Annotated in this window: 20 protein-coding genes; 12 read left to right on the forward strand and 8 right to left on the reverse strand. The window is 65.3% G+C overall.

Annotated elements, in window-relative coordinates; all coding sequences use genetic code 11:
• The first annotated feature begins 128 nt into the window (after positions 1-128).
• From EP380_RS15595 to EP380_RS15630, 8 genes are read left to right on the forward strand one after another with little or no spacing between them, the layout of a single operon-like run.
• Positions 129-1,307, forward strand: coding sequence for a M20 family metallopeptidase (locus tag EP380_RS15595; RefSeq protein ID WP_164749877.1), 1,179 nt, complete (start codon positions 129-131; stop codon positions 1,305-1,307).
• Positions 1,308-1,325: 18 nt separating this feature from the next.
• Positions 1,326-2,318, forward strand: coding sequence for a TRAP transporter substrate-binding protein (locus EP380_RS15600; protein ID WP_127599262.1), 993 nt, complete (start codon positions 1,326-1,328; stop codon positions 2,316-2,318).
• 58 nt (positions 2,319-2,376) lie between these two features.
• Positions 2,377-2,874 carry a TRAP transporter small permease gene (locus EP380_RS15605; protein WP_127599263.1) on the forward strand — a complete coding sequence of 166 codons (498 nt, stop codon included), beginning with the start codon at positions 2,377-2,379 and terminating at the stop codon, positions 2,872-2,874.
• Positions 2,871-4,142, forward strand: coding sequence for a TRAP transporter large permease (locus EP380_RS15610; protein WP_164749878.1), 1,272 nt, complete (start codon positions 2,871-2,873; stop codon positions 4,140-4,142). The genes EP380_RS15605 and EP380_RS15610 overlap by 4 nt, the downstream gene beginning before the upstream one ends.
• A 29-nt stretch (positions 4,143-4,171) precedes the next feature.
• The gene (locus EP380_RS15615) at positions 4,172-4,489 is read left to right on the forward strand and encodes a UxaA family hydrolase (protein WP_106572034.1); all 318 of its coding nucleotides are present in this window, start codon (positions 4,172-4,174) and stop codon (positions 4,487-4,489) included.
• 1 nt (position 4,490) lies between these two features.
• A complete protein-coding gene (locus tag EP380_RS15620) occupies positions 4,491-5,702 on the forward strand; it encodes a UxaA family hydrolase (RefSeq protein WP_158264384.1) in 1,212 nt (403 codons plus the stop codon).
• Positions 5,699-6,514 (forward strand): sugar phosphate isomerase/epimerase family protein, encoded by an 816-nt coding sequence (locus tag EP380_RS15625; protein WP_127599265.1) that lies wholly within the window; start codon positions 5,699-5,701, stop codon positions 6,512-6,514. Before EP380_RS15620 ends, EP380_RS15625 begins: the two co-directional genes overlap by 4 nt.
• 24 nt (positions 6,515-6,538) lie before the next feature.
• A complete protein-coding gene (locus EP380_RS15630; protein WP_127599266.1) occupies positions 6,539-7,291 on the forward strand; it encodes a fumarylacetoacetate hydrolase family protein in 753 nt (250 codons plus the stop codon).
• Positions 7,292-7,413: 122 nt separating this feature from the next.
• On the opposite strand, the gene EP380_RS15635 is transcribed toward EP380_RS15630, so the two are convergent.
• The 5 genes from EP380_RS15635 to EP380_RS15655 all read right to left on the reverse strand — a co-directional run bounded on the left by EP380_RS15635 (position 7,414) and on the right by EP380_RS15655 (position 12,451).
• On the reverse strand, positions 7,414-8,685 hold the full coding sequence (locus EP380_RS15635) for a TRAP transporter large permease (RefSeq protein ID WP_127599267.1): 1,272 nt from the start codon (positions 8,683-8,685) through the stop codon (positions 7,414-7,416).
• Positions 8,682-9,206 (reverse strand): TRAP transporter small permease, encoded by a 525-nt coding sequence (locus EP380_RS15640; protein WP_127599268.1) that lies wholly within the window; start codon positions 9,204-9,206, stop codon positions 8,682-8,684. The genes EP380_RS15635 and EP380_RS15640 overlap by 4 nt, the downstream gene beginning before the upstream one ends.
• 63 nt (positions 9,207-9,269) lie before the next feature.
• Entirely contained in the window at positions 9,270-10,277 is a 1,008-nt protein-coding gene (locus EP380_RS15645; protein ID WP_106572040.1) for a TRAP transporter substrate-binding protein, read from the reverse strand.
• 171 nt (positions 10,278-10,448) lie between these two features.
• Complete coding sequence (locus tag EP380_RS15650) at positions 10,449-11,435, reverse strand: nucleoside hydrolase (RefSeq protein ID WP_127599269.1); 987 nt, start codon at positions 11,433-11,435, stop codon at positions 10,449-10,451.
• Complete coding sequence (locus EP380_RS15655) at positions 11,432-12,451, reverse strand: LacI family DNA-binding transcriptional regulator (protein ID WP_158264385.1); 1,020 nt, start codon at positions 12,449-12,451, stop codon at positions 11,432-11,434. The genes EP380_RS15650 and EP380_RS15655 overlap by 4 nt, the downstream gene beginning before the upstream one ends.
• Before the next feature lie 197 nt (positions 12,452-12,648).
• On the opposite strand from EP380_RS15655, the gene EP380_RS15660 reads away from it, so the two are divergent.
• The 4 genes from EP380_RS15660 (at position 12,649) to EP380_RS15675 (ending at position 16,753) form a co-directional block, all read left to right on the forward strand.
• Entirely contained in the window at positions 12,649-13,881 is a 1,233-nt protein-coding gene (locus EP380_RS15660) for a sugar ABC transporter substrate-binding protein (RefSeq protein WP_164749879.1), read from the forward strand.
• Between the two features lie 80 nt (positions 13,882-13,961).
• A complete protein-coding gene (locus EP380_RS15665; RefSeq protein ID WP_106572044.1) occupies positions 13,962-14,831 on the forward strand; it encodes a carbohydrate ABC transporter permease in 870 nt (289 codons plus the stop codon).
• Positions 14,828-15,661, forward strand: a complete 834-nt coding sequence (locus tag EP380_RS15670; protein ID WP_106572045.1) for a carbohydrate ABC transporter permease — start codon at positions 14,828-14,830, stop codon at positions 15,659-15,661. Before EP380_RS15665 ends, EP380_RS15670 begins: the two co-directional genes overlap by 4 nt.
• A gap of 27 nt (positions 15,662-15,688) precedes the next feature.
• On the forward strand, positions 15,689-16,753 hold the full coding sequence (locus EP380_RS15675; protein ID WP_127599271.1) for an ABC transporter ATP-binding protein: 1,065 nt from the start codon (positions 15,689-15,691) through the stop codon (positions 16,751-16,753).
• A gap of 42 nt (positions 16,754-16,795) precedes the next feature.
• Here the strand turns inward: EP380_RS15675 and EP380_RS15680 are convergent, their stop codons facing one another.
• Genes EP380_RS15680 through EP380_RS15690 form a run of 3 tightly spaced genes read right to left on the reverse strand, consistent with a single transcriptional unit; the run spans position 16,796 to position 19,433 of the window.
• Positions 16,796-17,404 (reverse strand): thioredoxin domain-containing protein, encoded by a 609-nt coding sequence (locus EP380_RS15680; protein ID WP_127599272.1) that lies wholly within the window; start codon positions 17,402-17,404, stop codon positions 16,796-16,798.
• Positions 17,401-18,771, reverse strand: a complete 1,371-nt coding sequence (locus EP380_RS15685; protein WP_127599273.1) for an ATP-binding protein — start codon at positions 18,769-18,771, stop codon at positions 17,401-17,403. The genes EP380_RS15680 and EP380_RS15685 overlap by 4 nt, the downstream gene beginning before the upstream one ends.
• Positions 18,768-19,433 carry a response regulator transcription factor gene (locus EP380_RS15690; protein WP_127599274.1) on the reverse strand — a complete coding sequence of 222 codons (666 nt, stop codon included), beginning with the start codon at positions 19,431-19,433 and terminating at the stop codon, positions 18,768-18,770. Before EP380_RS15690 ends, EP380_RS15685 begins: the two co-directional genes overlap by 4 nt.
• Between the last annotated feature and the right edge of the window lie 54 nt (positions 19,434-19,487).

Here is a 19,487-nt window from a genome sequence, read left to right on the forward strand (position 1 = left end):
GGGGACTCTTGTCGGCTTATATTTGTATTTTAGATACAAAAAAATTAGCCATCGATTCATGCCCGTGGTCAATAGTTTTTCGCCCTCGAGCCGATAGGGTTGCCGTCGGTTTAAGGGAGAGTGGACTGGTGAAGAACAACGACCTCGCGGTGGCGGAGGCGCCGTGCGACGCGCTTGCCTTTCTTCAGCAGGTCGTTGGCTGCAACACCGTTTCGCCGCCCGGCAACGAGATCGTTCTGGCCCGCATCATCGAGGCGCGACTGGCCGAGGCGGGCATTGCGGCGCAGATTTTCCGGGAGAACGAACACCAGGCGAACCTGATCGCGACCTTGAAGGGCGGCGCGCCCGGTCCGCGACTTGTTCTGAGTGGACATCTCGACACCGTGCCGATCGGCGACGCGCCTTGGAAACACGACCCCTTTTCGGGGGCCGTCGACGACGGCCATGTCTACGGCCGCGGCACGGCCGACATGAAAGGCGGCCTGCTGGCGTTGCTCTACGCCTTCATGCGGCAGAAGGAAATCGCGCCCGACCGGTGGTGCGGCGAATTGGTGTTCGCCGCCACCTATGCCGAGGAGGTCGGCGCGCTCGGCGCGGCCACCATGGTGCGCGAGCGGCAGATTCCCGAATTCGACGCCATGATCATCGCCGAGCCGACAAGCAACGGCCTGGTGATCGCGCACAAGGGCGTTTTGTGGCTGCGCGTGACCAGCTTCGGCAGGACCGCGCACGGCTCGATGCCGACGGCCGGCACCAATGCCGTCGACAAGCTGCATCTGTTTTACGAGCGCCTCAAATCGCTCGATCTCGGCGGCTCCACCACGCCGCTTCTGTCGGATCCGACCTTTGCCGTCACCACCTTCAACGGCGGCAGCAACACCAATGTCATTCCCGACCTGTGCCGGATGACCATCGACATCCGCACCGTGCCAGGACAGGACCACCGCGCCATCGTCGCCCGCATCGAGGCGATGGCCGCCGCGCTTGCCATGGAGGACCCGGACGCGCGTTTCGAAATCGAAACCACGCTCGATCTGCCCGGCCTACTGACCGACGAGGCCTCCAGAATCGTCGCCGACTGCCGGTCGGTGTTGGCCGAACGGGCGCCCGGCACGGACACGGTGCGCGGCGCGCAATATTTCACCGACGCCTCGGCCTTCGCCGCCCATGGCGGCGACATCGTCATTCTCGGACCCGGCGCGCCGGAACAGGCGCATCAGACCGACGAACACCTCGCCATCGACGCCTATTTCGGCGCGATCGAGATCTACCGCCGGATCATCGGGCGGTTTTTGAGCAGAAGCTAACAGGAGGAAAGGGAGATCATGATCTGTATCGCAAAGACCAAGGCCGCGCTCGCGGCTGCATTGCTGGGGGCCGGAACCGTGCTCGGAACCGGCATCGCCCAGGCCGAAACCACCTTGAAGGTGGGGCATGTTTTCGCCGCCGACCATCCCTGGCAGATCGCGCTCGAGGGCCTGTCCAAGGACGTGGCCGCGGCGACCGACGGCGAAGTCGTCATCCAAGTCTATCCGAGTTCGCAGCTTGGCGGCGACCGTGAAGTCGCCGAAGGGCTCCAGCTCGGCACCGTCGAGATGGGCTTGTTCGGCACCGGCGCCCTGCAGGTGCTCGACAAACGGCTGATCATCGAGGAACTGCCTTATGCCTGGCCGACCCGCGAGAAGGCCTATGCCGCCGTCGACGGCGAGCTCGGCGACGCGCTGGCCGAGATCCTGGCCGCCAAGAACATCAACACGCTCAGCTGGTGGGAAAGCGGCTACCGCCACATCACCAATTCGGCCCGTCCGATCGAAACGCCGGAGGATCTGAAGGGCATCAAGCTGCGCGTGCCCGAAGCCGAACTGCGCCTCGATACCTTCCGCGAGCTCGGCGCGCTGCCGACGCCGATGGCGTTTTCGGAAGTGTTCACCTCCCTGCAGCAGAACGTCGTCGACGGTCAGGAAAATCCGCTGGCGACGATCTACGCCTCCAAATTCTACGAGGTGCAGGAAAACCTGGCGCTGTCGGGCCATATCTGGGGCTCGGCGATCCTGACGATTTCCAAGCAGGCCTGGGACAAGCTCACCGACGAGCAGCAGACCATCCTGCGTGAGAAGGCGGAGATCTGGAAGGAGAAGGAACGCGAGATGATCCGCAAGAGCGACGAGGAGGTTCTCGCCAAGCTCGAAGCCGAAGGCATGAAGGTCACGCGGCCCGACCCCGCCGCGTTCCAGGAAATGGTCCAGCCGGTGTGGGAGAAATACGAGAGTGTCTTCGGTGAAGACCTGCTCGCGATCGTCCGCAAATACTCCAACTAGTTGAACATCTCGCGGGCCGGCGTCGGGCCGGCCCGCGAGCATCGGGGTGATATCGGCAATGACGCAAGCCTTGCATGCCGCAAAGCGGCTTCTCGTCAGGATCGTCCAATGGCTGCTTATGCTGATGCTGTTGGCGATCACGGGCGTGATGTTCGCCCAGGTCATCTGGCGCTATCTTTTGCAGTCGCCTCTGGTCTGGTCGGAGGAACTGGCCCTGCTGTTGATGGTGTGGATGACGTTCCTGGGCTCGGCGCTGATGCTGGAGCGCCGGGAACACGTCGCCATCGACCAGTTCGTTGAATGGCTGCCGCCGGCTCTCAATCGCCTGGCGCAGATCGTTGGCGCGGTGGTGGTCCTGGCCTTCAATTGCGCGCTGACCTACGGCGCCTTCGTGATCGCCGAGACGGCCAGAGAATCGATCATGCCAGGTCTGAAGATTTCCAGCGCATGGCAATATATCGGCGTCCTGATCGGCGGCGGCCTGCTCGTGCTGGTCTCTCTCGAGGCCCTGGTGCAAGCGCTGCGCGGCAGCACGGTGCGGGAGAAGCAATCATGAGCATCGTCCTGTTCGTCCTCCTTCTCGGACTGATCGTCATCAACGTCCCGATCGCCTTTGCGATCGGCTTCGCCTGCCTGAGCTATATCCTGGTCAAGGACATCAACATCGCCCTGGTCGCGCAGCGCGCGGCAACCGGCATCTATTCGTACCCGTTCCTGGCGCTTCCCATGTTCGTGTTCGCCGGCGTGCTGATGGAGCACGGCGGCATCACCCAGCGCATGATGCGGCTCGCCAACGCCGTCATCGGACATATTTCGGGCGGGCTCGCCGCGGTCACGGTCGCCGGCAGCGCGCTGTTCGGCGCCCTGTCCGGTTCGGCGATCGGCGACACCGCCGCGATCGGCTCGATCATGATCCCGGCCATGAAGGCCAAGCGCTATGCGGCCGGCTTCGCCGCCGCGCTTCAGGGCTGCAGCGGCGTGCTCGCCTCGCTCATTCCGCCGAGCCTGACCATGGTCATCCTCGGCGCGACCGGCAATATCTCGATCGCCGGCCTGCTGATCGGCGGGCTGGTTCCCGGCCTGCTGATGGCGTTCCTGCTGATCATGGTCTCGCTGCTCATCAGCCGCCGCCGCGGCTACGGCAAGGGCGAGCGCGCCACCTGGCGCGAATTCGTCGCCGCGGTTTCGGACTCCGTCCTGCCGCTGCTCCTACCGGTGATCATACTCGGCGGCATCCTCGGCGGCATCGTCACCGTCACCGAGGCCGCCGTACTCGCGGTCGTCTATGCGTTTTTCCTCTCGGCGGTGGTCTATCGCGAGGTCAAGCTCACCGATCTGCCCGAAATCAGCATGCAGGTGCTGCGCATCGCGGTGCCGGTGCAGCTCATCGTCGCGATCTCGCACCTGTTCGCCTGGATCGTGACCACGGAGCAGATCCCGCAGCAATTGACCGCCTTCTTCGCCGCGGTCGCGCCCGATCCGCTCACCTTCCTGATCATGCTCAACTTCCTGCTTTTGTTGCTGGGCACGTTCATGGAAAGCAACGCGCTGATCATCATCCTGATTCCGATTCTGATGCCGGTGGTCCAGCAATACGGCATCGACCCGCTGCATTTCGGCGTCATGTTCGTGGTCAATCTGTGCATCGGCGCCAACACGCCGCCGCTGGGGGTCACACTGATGACGGCGGCCAAGATCGCCGAAGTCCGCTTCGCCGAGGCCTCGCGCGCCGTGCTCCCGTTCCTTGCGGCGATGATCGTGGTACTGATCCTGACGATCCTGTTCCCGCAATTGTCGACCTTCCTGCCGAGCCTCTTCCTCTAGGTCGGGCCGGCGAGCCATCCAGGAGTGTGATGTTGGAAAAGACAGCCATCCAGATCAAGGAAAGCGACCATGTCGCGACCGCCACGGTCGAGCTTTTGCCGTCAGAGACGGTGATCGTGTCGGGCATCGGCAACGGCCGGCCGCTGAAGGTGGAGGAGCGCATTCCGCGCGGCCACAAGATCGCGCTGCGCGACATCGCCGCCCAGGAGGAAATCCACAAATACGGCGAAGTCATCGGCATCGCCACAAAGCCGATCTCCGCCGGCCATTGGGTGCATGTGCACAATTGCCGCGGCGCCAAAGGTCGCCGATTCGACACAAACCATGCGCAACAGCAAGGTGACTGACATGAAATTCAAGGGCTATCGCCGCGCCGACGGCTCGATCGGCATCCGCAACCACATCCTCGTCATCCCGACCGTCTCCTGCGTCAACCGGGTCGCGCTCGACATCGCCTCCAAGACCGGGGCGGTGACCTTCATGCATCCCTATGGCTGCACCTTCGACGCGGAGGAAAACACCACCACCGAGGACACGTTCATCGGCCATGGCCGCCACCAGAATGTCGGCGCCGTGCTGGTGGTCAGCCTTGGCTGCGAAACCGCCTCCGCCCGGCGCATCGCCGACGCGATCGCATCGACCGGCAAGCCGGTCGAGATGCTGATCGTCCAGAAGCAGGGCGGCGCGCGCTCCACGCGCGACACCGGCATCGAGATCGTCGAGCGTCTTAAGGGCGAGATCGCCGCAGAACCCCGCGACGAGGGCGATGTCAGCGAATTGATCGTGGCGCTGGAATGCGGCTCCTCGGACGCGTTTTCCGGGCTCACGGCCAATCCCGCCGTCGGCGAGGCCGCCGACATCCTGGTCGGCGCCGGCGGCACGGTGGTGCTGTCGGAAATCACCGAGATGGTCGGCGCCGAACGGGTCCTGTGGCGACGCGGCAAGACCGACAGGATCAAGCAGGACCTGATGGCGCTGATCAAGGAATACGAGATCGAGCTGTCGATGACCACGCAGGACGACAGCGGCGTCTTCATCTCCCCGGGCAATATCGAGGGTGGCCTGACCACGATCGAGGAGAAATCGCTCGGCTGCATCTACAAGGCCGGCACCCAGCCGATCGTCCAGATCGTCAAATATGGCGAACGGCCGACCGAAAAAGGCGTGGTCATCATGGACACGCCCGGTTTCGACATCGCCTCGGTGACCGGCAAGGTTGCCGGCGGCGCCCATATGGTGCTGTTCACCACCGGCAAGGGCACGCCGACCGGATCGTGCATCGCGCCGGTGCTCAAGATCAGCTCCAACAACGACACCTACAAGGCCCTACGCGAGGACATCGACCTCAGCGCCGGCGACGTGCTCGAAGGCACCAAGTCGCTCAAGCAGGTCGGCGAGGAAATCGTCGAGCTGGTGCTCGACGTCGCCAACGGCAAGGAGGCGAAGGCGGAGTATTTCAACATCCAGGAATTCGCCATCCCCAATGTCAGCGTGGTACGCAAGGAAGTGATCCACCAGAAGCTGGCCGAACAGAACGACTTCCGGTTCCAGCAGCCATGAAGCTTGCCTACATGTACGCCACGCCCGACGTGGCGCCCGCCAAAGTGACCGCCGTCCAGGGCCCGGTCGAGGCGACGATGCACACCATCGCCGCAACCGGCTATACCGGCGTCGAGCTTTTGGTGTGCGATCCCGGCCGGATCGACCGGCGCGCGCTCGCCGCCGCGATCCGCGCCGCCGGTCTCGACATGCCGGCCGTGTGCACCGGCGAGGTCTACGGCCAGGACGGTCTCTCCTTCGCCGACCCCGACCCGCTCCGCCGCCGGGAGGCGATCGAGCGCATGAAGGCGTCGATGGATCTTGCCGCCGAATATGGCGCCATGGTCAATGTCGGCCGGCTGCGCGGGCGCTGCACGGACGATGTCGAGCCGCGCCAGACCCTGGAATGGATCGGCAGCGCGGTCGAACAATGCGCCGCCGCCTTCGCCGACGTGCCGATCGTGCTGGAGCCGGTGAACCGCCACTACGCCAACTGCCTCTTGACCACGCGCGAGACCTGCGACTTCGTGCGCGCGCTTGGCGTGCCGAGCCTCGCCGTGATGCTCGACACCGCCCATATCCTGACCGAGCGGGAAACGGTGGCCGACGCGATCCGCGAGGCGGGCGCCCTGTTCCGGCATTTCCACATCACCGATTCCGACCGGCTCCCGGTCGGCGACGGCGCCTACGACATCGAGGCCGCGATGCGGGCCGTGATCGACAGTGGCTTCGACGGCTACGTGACGGTCGAGACCTTCCAGGTGCCCGATGCCGCGCATGCGATCGCGGCCAGTTTCGAGGCGATGCGCCCCTATTTTCCCGCTCGCGCCTGACGCGACCCCTAAAGAGGTGACTTCATGAAGATCGTTCGTTTTTCCCACCAGGGCAGCGCGTCCTACGGGCTGCTTGAAGGCGATTCGGTCGCCGTCCTGTCAAAACCGCCCTTCGACGGCATCGACAGGACCGGCCAGGTGCTGCCGCTCGAAGCGGTACGCCTGCTGGCGCCGGTGACGCCGAGCAAGCTCGTCTGTGTGGGCCTCAATTACACGCTGCACGCCGAGGAGTCGGGCGTGCCGGTTCCCGAAGAACCGATGCTGTTCATGTGTGCGCCGTCCGCGATCATCGCCGACGGTGAGGAGATCCGGCTCGACAACGCCGGCGACCGGATCGATTTCGAGGCCGAGATCGGCATCGTCGTCGGCACGAAGGCCCGCAACGTCGCGGCCGGCGACGCTGCAAAGCACATTCTCGGCTATACTTGCGCCAACGACGTGTCGAACCGCGTCCTGCAGAAGAAGGACGGCCAGTTCACGCGCGCCAAGTCCTTCGACACCTACAAGCCGGTCGGCCCCTGCATTGCCACCGATCTCGACCCGGACAATGTCGACATCAAGCTGTGGCAGAACGGCGAGTTGCGCCAGTCGTCCAACACCAACGACATGATTTTCCCGATCGGGCGGATCTTCGAATTCGTGTCGGGCATCATGACCCTGTTCCCGGGCGACCTGATCATCACCGGCACGCCCTCCGGTGTCGGACCGATGGCGTCCGGCGACGAGATCGTCGTCGAAATCGACAAGATCGGCCGGCTGCGCAACACCGTCGCCTGAGCAGGCGTCATAAGCGCCGGGGGTGTCGGGCTTCCCGCGCCTCAGGTCAGCGAGCCCCCTTCTCGACGCCCCGCCGCCTGCGGGGCGTTTTTTTTGCCCGCCACGAGTCGCCGGCAGCCGGCCTATCGCAGCAAGGCGGTCGGGTAGAGCGCGAGCGCGGGGATGTAGCTGATCGCCAGAAGCGCGATGATGAGGGCGATCAGGAACGGCTTTATCGCCCGCATGAACTGGCCGATGCTGGTTCCCGATATGCCGCAGGTCACATACATCAGCACCCCCAGCGGCGGCGTCAGCTGGCCGATGACCAGGTTGATGATCATCACGATGCCGAAATGGACGGGGTCGATGCCCAGGGTCTCGATCAGCGGCAGCAGGATCGGCACCAGAATGATGATCAGCACCAGCGTCTCCATGAACGTGCCGAGCACGAGCAGGATGATGTTGATCAAAAGCAGGATGAGCATCGGATTGTCCGAAACGCCGGACAGGAACGACAGGAGTTGCTGCGGCGCCTGGCCGATCGAGAGGATCCAGCCGAACGGCGCCGCCGTGGCCGCGATCACCAGGATCGACGAGGTGTCGCGGGCCGCGTTGGCGAAAACGCGCGGCAGTTCCAGAACCTTCAGCGTGCGATAGACGAGCAGGCCGACCAGAAAGGCATAGGCGGCGGCGATCGCCGCGACCTCGGTCGCGGTAAAAATGCCCATGCGGAAGCCGACGATGATGATCACCGGCATCAGCAACGCCCACGACGCGTCGAAAAAGGCGCTCCGCAACGTGCCGGCCGAAAAGGCCGCGCCGCGCCCAAACCCGCGCAGCCGGGTCATCACCGCCACGGTCACGACCAGCGCGGTCGCGATCACCAGCCCCGGCACGATGCCGGCGACGAACAGGTCGCCGATCGACACATTGGCCTGCCAGCCATAGATGACCAGCAGGATCGACGGCGGAATGATCGGCGCCAGCACGGCCGCCGACGCCGTCAGCCCGACGCTGAACCCCTTGTCGTAGCCGTGCTTGATCATCTGCGGCACGAACACGCGGGTGGTGGCGGCACAATCGGCGAGCGACGATCCCGAAATCCCCGACATGAAGACGTTGGTCAGCACGTTCACATAGGCCATGCCCCCGCGAATATGGCCAACCAGCGCGCCGGTCAGGGCGAACAGCCGCTCCGAAATGCCCGACGCGTTCATCAAGGTGCCGGCGAGGATGAAAAGCGGAATGGCGAGCAGCGGAAAGGACTGGACGCCGGCCGTCATGCGTTGCACGGCGATCGTCAGCGGAATGCCTTCCAGCCAGATCACCGCGATCGCCGAGGCGGCGAGCGCATAGGCCGTCGGCACGCCGACCAGCAGCAGCAACAGAAGCACAAGCAGCAACGTCGCGATCATGCCCCATCCCCCTCGCCGGCCTGGGCCTCGATGGTGCTCATCAAGGCCGTGCGAACCCCACCGTCAATACAGGCGCGGATCACGTGCAGCGCCGCGCATATGCTGGTGACGGGCAGGGCGAGCGTATAGAAACCGAAGGTGACACCCATCATCGGCGTCAGGTCGCCCCAGGTCGTGCGCGCATATTTGAGACCGTAATGAATGGTCACCCAAAACACGGCCAGGCAGGTCAGCACCGCCACGACCGACGCGACCAGCGCGTAGCGCGGCGGCAACACCCGCAGCACGATGTCGATGCGGATATGCTGGTGGGTCGACAGCGCGGAACTGGCGCCGATGAAGACCATCCAGGTAAACAGCATGGTCAAAAACTCTTCCGTCCAGGTGATCGGCGCGCCAAGCACATAGCGGAAGAAGACGGTGGCGGTCAGGATGATGAAAATCGCGGCCAGCAACAGCCACAGCGCATGATACTCGATCTCCCTGACCCGGTCGTCGAGCCACAGAACCAGCGTTTTCAACCGGACCTCCGCGGATAGGCGAGGAATGCCGGACCGCCTACGCGGTCCGGCGTCGAAGGCGGCTTACTGTCCGCGGATCGTCGCGATGGTTTCGCGCACAGCGGCGATCCGGTCTTCGCCCCACCGTTCGGCGAGCGCGGCAAAGACGGCTTCCGTCGACCTTTCGGCGAAGGCGGCCCTGTCGGGATCGTCGATGATGGCGATTTCGGTCGTGGCGGCGATCTCCTTCAGCATGTTTTCCTCGGCCCGCTGCTGAAGCAGCGTCATCTTCGCCGAGGCCGCGCCGACCTCTTCCAGAATGATGCGCTGATGGCGCGGGTCGAGGCGGGCCATCGTCTCCTTGTTCATCAGGATCATATTGTTCTGCAGCATGTGTCGCGACATCACGATATAACCCTGCACCTCGTAGAACTTGCGGGCATAGATGGTCGGAATCGGGTTTTCCTGGCCGTCGACTGTGCCCTGCTGCAACGCGGTATAGACGTCACTGAACGGGATCGGCGTCGGCGCCGCGCCGATGCCGCGGATCATCTCGACCCAGACCGGCGATTCCGGCACCCGGATCTTCAGGCCCGCCATGTCGTCGGGCGTGCGCACCGGCTTGTCCGAAAGCGTGAAATTGCGCCAGCCCCAGTACCAGATCTTGGTCAGCGGGATGATATTGTGCTTTTCCTCCAGCTCGTCGAAGGCCGGCTGCATCGCGGCGCCGGAAATCACCGCCTCGGCCTCGAGCCAGTTCTGCCACAGGAACGGCGCGCTCGGGATTTCCATCGCCGGAACCAGCGTGCTCGTGGCGGCCATCGAGGCGGCGGTCATGTCGAGCACGCCGTCGCGCAATTGCTGCACCATCTCGGTTTCCTTGCCGAGCTGCTCGCCCGGGAAGACCTGGATGGTGATCTCGCCATTCGTGCGTTCTGCGATCCGCGCGACGAACTCATCGTAGAGTTTGCTCGACATCTCGCCGGCGACATTGGGATGGCCGAACCGCAGCACGGTCTCGGCTTGCGCGCCGGTCGCCAACAGCATCGCCGCCGCGGCCACACAGGCGTGGAACGTTTTTCTCCAGATCATTTACCCCTCCCGGATCGAAAATTGCTCGTAAGGACCATACGGCCGGACACCTCCGTATCCGGCCGGTCTCGTTCGATCCTATGCAAAGGGTGCCCGAAAACTATTGACCAGCGGAATGAAATGCCGGTGCTGTTGTTGTGTCGGGGATACAATTGCGGCCGGGCGACCGCGTTAGACCGGGCTGGGCACGGCAGCGGCCGCCGGCGCATGGTCCGGCCAGCCGAGGATGGCTGCGAGAATATGCTCGACCAGCGCGCGGCCCTCGACCTCCACCGCGACGCTGCAGTTCGCCGGCGCGCGCGGCTTGATGTTTTCGAGCTTGCGTGTCGTCAGATTGCGGAAATCGCACACGGTCATGCCGCGCGCCGGCCCCTGTCCGAGCTCGATCTCCACCGGCGCTTGCCGATAGGTGATCAGGTCGGGAGCGATGAAGGGCACCAGCGCGCAGGGATCGTGCAGCGAGGCGGTGTCGAGCCCGTGTATCTCGCGCAACTGGTTGCGGAAAAACCCGAACAGTCCGCCGAAGACGCGCGCCACGCGCCCGCCTTCCGATAGCCGGGCGACATCCTGTTCGCACAGGCCGACCTGGCGGGTCACGTTGAGACCGACCATCCACAGCGGAATATCGCTGCGGAACACGATGTCGGCCGCCTCGGGGTCGCTCCACACGTTGAACTCGGCCACCGGGGTCGTGTTGCCGATCTGGGTCGTGCCGCCCATGACGCTGATGCCCCGCAGCCAACGGGCGAGCTGCGGCTCCTTGCGCAGGGCGAGGGCGACATTGGTGAACGGCCCGATGGGACACAGGACGAGTTCGCCGCGATGCTGCTTGGCCGTGTCGATGATGAAGTCGACCGCGTGGGCGTCGACGGGACCGCGCGCCGGCGCGGGCAGTTCGGCCCCGTCTATGCCCGTCTTGCCGTGAACGTCGCCGCCATGCCGGAAAATGCCGTTGAGCGGACGGTCGCAGCCGCGCGCCACCGGTATGTCGAGCCCCAGCAGGGTGAGAATGGACAAGGCGTTGGCTGTCGTCTTGTCGACCGACTGGTTGCCGTAGACCGTGGTCACGCCCACCAGATCGAGATGGCGCGCCGCATAAAGGATCGCCGTCGCATCGTCGTGGCCGGGGTCGCAGTCGATCAGTACCTTGTGCATCATCGTGTCCTAGAACTGTTTCGGGAGCTGGTGGAGCCGCGCTCGACCAGGAACGGGGCGATCGTCTGGCGTTCGGCGACCGCGTCCGGCGCGGCAATCATCGCGAACGCCGCCTCGACCGTGCGCGACGTCATCGCCTCGAGATTTTGATCCACCGAGGTCAGGTCGTAGGAAGGCCAGCCCGCCAGCGCGGAATTGTCGTAGCCGACCACCATCGGCCGCTCACCCTCCGGCGCGTCCGCTGCGCGAGCAGCGTCGAGCAGGGCGAAGGCGAGCGTGTCGTTGGCACAGAAAACCGCGTCAGGCGCGGCGCGCAGAATATCGGCCGCCACCACACGCGCCTCGGCATAGCTGTAGCGGCTCGACAGGCTCACGGCGAGATCGAAGCCGTGTGAGACGAGACGGTCGGTGAAACCCCGTTCGCGCTCCTTGCTGATGAAGCTGTTGTCCTCGCCGCCGAGAAAGGCGAAGCGCCGCGCGCCGCGCGCGACCAGATGGTCGGCCACCATCGCGCCGGCCGCTAGCCCGTCGCCGGCGACAACGCCGACATTCTCGTCGCCGTCATGGCGGTTCATCAAGACGAGCGGTTTTTCGCCCGCCACGCAGCTTTTTACGATCTCGTCGCTAAACGGCGCGGCCAGCGCAACGACTGCGTCGACCTGGTAGCTCATCAGCCGCGCGATGGCGTTTTCGGCCCCCTCGACCGTGTTGCAGGCAAACACGAGAGGCGCCAGCCGCCCGGCGCCGAGCTTTTCGACAAGAAGCTGCAAGGCGTGCGCGTGATAGGCGTTTTCCAGATCGGTCACCACCACGCCGACGATGCCGGTGCTCTGGTTCTTGAGGCCGCGCGCGATCAGATTGGGCCGATATCCGAGCTGGCGCGCTGCGGCCAGCACGCGATCGCGGGTCGCCTCGGAAATGCGCGCGTCGCCGGCCAGCGCCCGCGACACGGTCGAGCGCGAGATCTGAGCGAGCTCGGCGACCTCGATCGACCGGACTTTCTTGCCATCCTTTTGCAAGGTCGAATCCCTTCCGCTGTGCCTGAGCACCCGATGGGTGCCGCGAAATCTACCTCTTGACTAGCGCTTTCGGTTGCTATGATCTATGCACACGTGTGCACAACCTAGAGCACGGGTTGTCGCGAGGAAGCAAGTCCAAAAGCCCTAGGCCTGGAAGAACAACGGGGATCACGATGCATATTGGAAGACGTCAATTCATGGCCGGCCTCGCCGGCACGGCCTTTATCGGCTCGCTCGGCCGCCTGAACGCCCAGTCGGTATCGCTGTCGGTGCCGTGGATGGGCTGGCCCGAGGAACAGGTCCGCCCGCTCATGGCCGCCTTCGAAAACGAGAGCGGCGTGGCGATCGCGGAAGAACGCCTGCCGATCGTCGAGCTGTTCAAGACCCTTGAGGTCCGGCTTCAGGCCCGCAACGAAACGCCCGACGTCTATCTGGTCGACGGTCCCCTGACCGCCTCCTACGCCGCGCGCGGTCATCTGCTGGACCTCGGCGAGCTGATGGCGGGCGAGCGCGACCGCTTCGTGCCGACCACGCTGGTTCAGGGCACCTACAACGACACGCTTTACGCGATGCCGCTCGGCACCTCCTCGCAATTGCTGTTCTACAACAAGAAGCTGTTCGCCGAAGCGGGTCTGCCCGAGCCGTCGGCCGATCCCGCCGCGCGGATGACCTGGGAAGACCTGGTGCCGCTCGCCCGGGACCTGACCCGGCCGGACAGCTCGCAGTTCGGCTTCGCCTTCGAAAACATCAACCCCTACCAGTTGCTGGCCGTGCCGCAGAGCTGGGGCGCGGAAGTGATCGGGCCGGATGGCCTGACGGCGGCCGGTTATGTCGACGGCGAGGCCATGGTCGAGGCCATGAGCTGGTATCAGGCGCTGTTCCAGACGCACAAGGTCGGGCCTGTCGGCACGTTCCAGACCGGCGTTACCCAGGAGATGTTCGGCTCCGGCAAGCTGGCGATGATGGTCGGCGGCACCTGGAATCTCGTCGGACTGAACAAGTTCCAGGACCTGGATTTTGGCGTCGCCCCGCACCCCTATTTCGCCAAGGGCAAGCCGGTCACGCCGACCGGAAGCTGGCATGTCGGCATCAATCCACGCACCGCGCACATGGACGAGGCGACCGCATTCGTGAAGTGGCTGTCGACCCGCGACGCCATGGATCTGTGGTTTGAGCTGCGCCAGTACCCGCCGGCCCTCAAGCAGATCTGGGAAGAACGCGCCGACACGACCTTCGTCGACCCCGCCTGGGCGATCGTGCGCCACGAGCTCGCCGAGACGGCGACGCCGCGGCCGGCCACGCCGGGTTATCGCGAATACGAGGAGTTCCTCCGCACCGCGATGCAGGATATCCAGACCGGCGCCGATGTGCGCGACACCCTCGCCCGCGCGGCGCAGAATATCGATCGGGAAATGCGTAAATATCGCTGACCTGCAAACCCTATCCTCCCCCGACCGCGCGGAGCGGGACGGACATGTTTTCCGTCCCGCTCCCGTTTTGAGTGGCTCCCATGATCTCGTCGCGCTGGACGCCCTATCTCTTTCTCGCGCCGGCTCTTGCCGGTCTGCTCGTCTTCAAGCTGGTGCCGATCGCGGTCGCGGTCGGCGGCAGCCTGACGGGCATGTCGCTGATGGGCGACCTGCGCTTCGCCGGGCTTGAAAATTTCGAATATCTGTTCACCGATCCCGAATTCTGGTCTTCGCTGAAGATCACTCTGCTCTTCAACCTGATCATCAATCCGTTGCAGCTCGCGGTGGCTTTCGCGCTCGCGCTGCTGGTGTTCCAGCCGATGCCCGGCCTGTGGTTCTTCCGCACCTTGCTGGTTTTGCCGATGGCGGTTTCCACCGGCATCAGCGCGGTGCTGTTCGGGCTTTTCCTCGACGGCAATCTCGGGCCCCTGAACGGTTTCCTGGAATGGATCGGCATCGGCGCGCAACCCTTCCATCGCAGCCAGGAACAGGCGCTGGCCACCCTGATCGGCATCGCGACCTGGAAAGGCGCGGGGTACTGGATGCTGTTCCTGCTGGCGGGCCTCTACTCGATACCGGCCTCCGTGCACGAGGCCGCCCGGATCGACGGCGCTTCGGCATGGCAGCGTTTCCGCTATGTGACCCTGCCGATGATGCGCAAGCCGATGGCCTTCGTGCTGGTCGCCGACACCGCCATCAATTTCCTGTTCTTCGCACCGGTCTACATCCTGACCTCCGGCGGCCCGAGCGGCGCGACGTCGGTGCTGATGTTCCAGGCCTACCGCGCCGCCTTCACCTTCTCCGACATCGGTCGTTCGCTGGCGATCTCGACCATTCTCCTCGCGATCCTCGTGGTCATCGTCGTGCTCGAATTCCGCCTGCTCCGCGCGCCCGAGGAAGAACGGTCATGACCGCAAGCCCCCACGCCCTGATGCTGCGCTACGGCCTCCTTTCGGTTCTGGCCTTCATCGTCGTCTGCCCGCTGGCCTGGCTCGCCCTGGCCTCGCTGCGCCCGCAGGCCGAGATCTTCCAGCCGATCTCCGAGTTCGGCTGGAACACGTTCATCCCCTCGGTGCTGACGCTCGACAACTACCGCACGCTGTGGGAGGGCGACTTCCCGCTCGCCGTCAAGAACTCCACCATCGTCGCGCTGACGACGGTGGTCTTCGGCGTGACGGTCAACGCGCTGGCCGGCTTCGCCTTCGCGGCCTTCGACTTCCGTGGCAAGAACCTCTTGTTCCTGCTCGTCATCGCCAGCTTCATGATGCCGTTCGAGGCGATCGTCCTGCCGCTTTACGTGATGATCCGCGCCTTCGGCTGGACGAACAGCTATCAGGCCCTGATCGTGCCCGAGATCGCCAACGGCATGGTCATATTCCTGTTTCGCCAGTTCTTCGCTTCCATCCCGCGCGATTTCTACGAGGCCGCACGGGTCGACGGCGCGTCCTGGCTCTACATCTTCGTGCGCATCGCGGCACCGCTGTCCTGGCCGACGGTGGCCACGTCGAGCCTGATGCTGTTCCTCGCCCAGTGGGATTCCTTCTTCTGGCCGATCGTGGCGGCGAGCGCGCCCGATTACGCCGTGATCCAGGTGGCGATCGCCCGCAACATCAATTTCGAGCAGAACGATTGGGGCGGCCTGTTTGCGTCCACCAACCTCGCCATCCTGCTCGGCACCATCCCCTTCCTGCTGATGCAGCGCTTCTATGTCCGCAGCCTGATCTCCAGCGGCATCAAGTGACCCTAGGGACTCTCACGGAAAAGCGCCATGTCGACCATGAACGTTGAAAATCTCCGCAAGGCCTTCGGCGAGACCGAGATCTTGCGCGGCATCAGCCTCGACGTCAGGGACGAGGAATTCATCGCCCTGGTGGGGCCGTCAGGTTGCGGCAAGTCGACCCTGCTGCGCCTGATCGCCGGTCTGGACGAGGCGACATCGGGGCGCATCGCCATCGACGGCCAGGACGTCACCCGGCTTCCGCCCAAGCAGCGCGACGTGGCGATGGTGTTCCAGAACTACGCGCTCTATCCTCACCTCACGGTCAGGGCCAATATGGGTTTCTCGCTGAAGCTGCGCGGGGCCGCAAAGGCCGAAATCGAGGACAAGGTCGCGGGCGCCGCCGCCATTCTCGGCCTGGACGCCCTGCTCGACCGCTATCCGGGCCAGCTTTCCGGCGGCCAGCGCCAGCGGGTCGCCACCGGTCGGGCGATCGTGCGCGACCCTAAGCTGTTCCTGTTCGACGAACCCTTGTCCAATCTCGACGCCAAGCTGCGCGTGCAGATGCGCACCGAGATCAAGGCGCTTCATCAAAGACTGCGCAGCACGATGATCTACGTCACCCACGATCAGATCGAGGCGATGACGCTGGCCGACCGCATCGTGGTGATGCAGGCCGGGCGGATCGAGCAGGAAGGCGCGCCGCTCGACCTTTACGACCGGCCGGCCAACGCCTTCGTCGCAGGGTTCCTCGGCTCTCCGCCGATGAATTTTATCAAAGGGCGCCTGCAGGACGGTGCGGTCGTGACCCGGGACGGAACCCGCCTGCCCGCGCCCGGCACGCGTGTCGCCGACGACGGCAAGACGCTGTTGTGGGGCGCGCGACCGGAATCGATCGTGCCCGGCGCCGACGGTCTGCGCGGCACGGTTGAGGTGGTGGAACCGACCGGCCCGGACACGCAGTTGCTCGTCCGACTGGCCGGCGAACCGCTGATCGTGCTTTTGCGCACCCGCGCCGCCGTGCGGCCGGGCGAGGAAATATCCCTGCACGTCGCAGCGGGCGATATCCATCTGTTTAACGCAGACGACGGAAGCCGGCTCGACACCGGCGTATAACACCCGCCGTCGCAAGCGACCCCACGACCGCCGCCGGCCGGATCAGCCGGCTTGGTCCTTGCGCGCCAGCGCGACGGCCGCGACGATCTCGTCGGCGGCAAGCGCACGCCGATAAAGCCGCCTGCCGATCAGGAAGGCCGGCGTCCCGGCGAGCGCGAAAGCCTCGGCATGCGCGCCGTTGCGGGCAATCAGCGCATCGATCGCCTTCAGGCGCTGGTCGAGCCTGTCGCGTACAGCGCCGGCATCGGCGCCGACGCTGCGCAGCGCATCGTCGACCCGGCCATGCGTCAGCGCGCCTTCGAGCGCCATCACCGCGTCATGTGCGGCCGGGTAAAAACCGAGCGCCGCGGAAGCGTGCACCATGCGCGAGGCATACCAGGCGATGTCGCCGTTGATCGGCCAGTCCTTCATCACCAGCCGGATGGCGCCGTCGCCGCGCACGATCTCCTTCAACTGCGGATGAAGCGCCTTGCAGGACGGGCACAGATAATCGAAGAACTCGGCAATCGTCACGTCGCCCGCGTCATTGCCCAGCACCGGCAGGGCCGGATCGAACACCACCTCGTCGAGACTCGGCGCCGCGAAACCTGGCTGAAGCGGCCCGAAAGACGCGGCTGCGGCGCCGGCAAGCAGGCTTCGCCGCGACATCATCGCCTGGCCTCCACGCCCGGCACCGACAGGCTCGCCCGCAGGCCGCCCGCGTCCCGGTTTTCAAGCATCAGCACGCCGTCGATCCGCGCCATTGCTGCCTGGGCGATCGCCAGTCCGAGGCCGCTGCCGGTGGCGGACCGGTTTCGCCCACGCACGAATTTTCGCACCACCAGCGCCATCTCCGCTTCCGGAATACCGGGCCCTTCATCCTCGACGACGAAACGCACCGTCCGGTCGCCGCCCGCCTCGATCCGGCAGGTCACCGGCGTGTCGGCGGGCGCATGGTTGAGCGCGTTCTCGATCAGGTTTCTGAGCGCCAGCGCCAGGAATTGCGGCTCCACGCGGACGCTGCGCTGGACCCCGGCGTCGGCGTCCACCACCACGCGGCCATCGCCGGCGGGCAGCGACAACTCGGCCACCGCTGCCTCCAGAAGCTCTGCAGCGCGCGCCTCCACCAACGCCGGCTCGGCGTCGTTGGCCTCAAGCGCGGCAAGATCCAGAAGCTGCTTCACCAGCCGGGCGGTGCGGTCGACACCCAGCGTGATCTGCCGCAACGCGTTGGCATGCACGGCCGGATCGTCGCTCGCCAGCGCGATCTGCGCCTGGGTCTTCACCCCGGCAAGCGGCGTCTTCAATTCGTGCGCGGCAAAGGCGGTGAAGCTGCGTTCGCGCTCGCGCGCCTCCTGCACGCGGCGGAACAGCCCGTTCAGCGCCCCGACCGTCGGTGCGATCTCGCGCGGCAGGTCGACGCTGACCAGCGGCCGCAGATCGTTCGCCGGCCGCGCGGACAGGGTTTGCGCCATGTCGCTCAACGGCGACAGGCCGCGCCTCACGCTGATCAGGATCACCCCGGCCAGGAAAGGCAGGATCAACAGAGCCGGCACCACCAGCCCCTTGATGACGTCGCCGACCAGCCGATCGCGGATATGGAGGCTGTCGCCGACCATCACGCGCACGCCAAGCGCCTGGTTTTCGACCGTGAACACCCGCCATTGCTCGCCACCCACCTCGGCGTCCGAAAACCCCACCCCGGCCCCGGTCAGGCGCGTGTCGGGCGCATTTTGCGACCGGCCGACGAGCGTGCCCTCCAGCGACCAGATCTGGCACGAAAGCTGGCGCTCGTAGGAACTGCGATCCACCTCGAACGCGCCCAGGGCCTGGCTTGTCGCCGCCTTATCGAGCCCCGCCTCGATGCGGTGATCGGACAACAGCGAATTCACCATCCGCGCGGCCTCCATCAACCGTGCGTCCAGCACCCGCTCGACCTCGGCCTGGGTGCTCAGATAGATCCAGCCCACCGCCAGCAGCCAGACCAGGCCGGTCGACCCGATCAGAACGGCGATCAGCCGCGCGCGAATCGAGTTCATCCCGCGTCCTCCATCAGCCGATAACCGACGCCGCGAACCGTCTTGATGAAATCCGCGCCCAGTTTGGCGCGCAATTTATGGATATGCACCTCCACCGCGTTGCTCTCGAGCTCCTCCTGCCAGCCATAGATCGTCTCCTCCAGGGCCGATTTGGACAGGATGCTTTCCGGCCGCTCCATCAGCGCCTCCAGCACGGCAAATTCACGACGCGTCAGGCTCACCGGCGTGCCGTCGCGGCGCGCCGTGCGGCTGGCGGGATCGAGCACCACCCCGCACCAGTTCAGGGTCGGGCTGGGCCGCCCCTTGCCCCGGCGCACCGCCGCGCGCACCCGCGCGGCCAGTTCGTCGAGATCGAACGGCTTGCCGACATAGTCGTCGGCGCCGGCATCGAGCCCGGCGATCCGGTCCGCAACCTGGTCGCGCGCCGTCAGGAGCACCACCGGCGTGGCATCGTCGCGCCGGCGCAGATCGGCCAGCACGTCGAGCCCGGACCCGTCCGGCAGCATCAGGTCGAGCACGACGCAGTCGTAGCGCTGCGCCCTGACGGCCGCGCAGGCATCCTCGCGCGTACCCACCGCGTCGACCGTGAAACCGGCGAGCCCGAGCCCCACCGTCAACCCGTCCAGCAGCAGCGGATCGTCCTCGACCACCAGAATACGCATCGCCTTGGTCCATGTCGTCGGCCGCCCGTTCTGCGGCGCGGTCCGTTTTCAGCT

This window comes from Nitratireductor alexandrii, assembly GCF_004000215.1.
GTDB lineage: Bacteria > Pseudomonadota > Alphaproteobacteria > Rhizobiales > Rhizobiaceae > Mangrovimarina > Mangrovimarina alexandrii.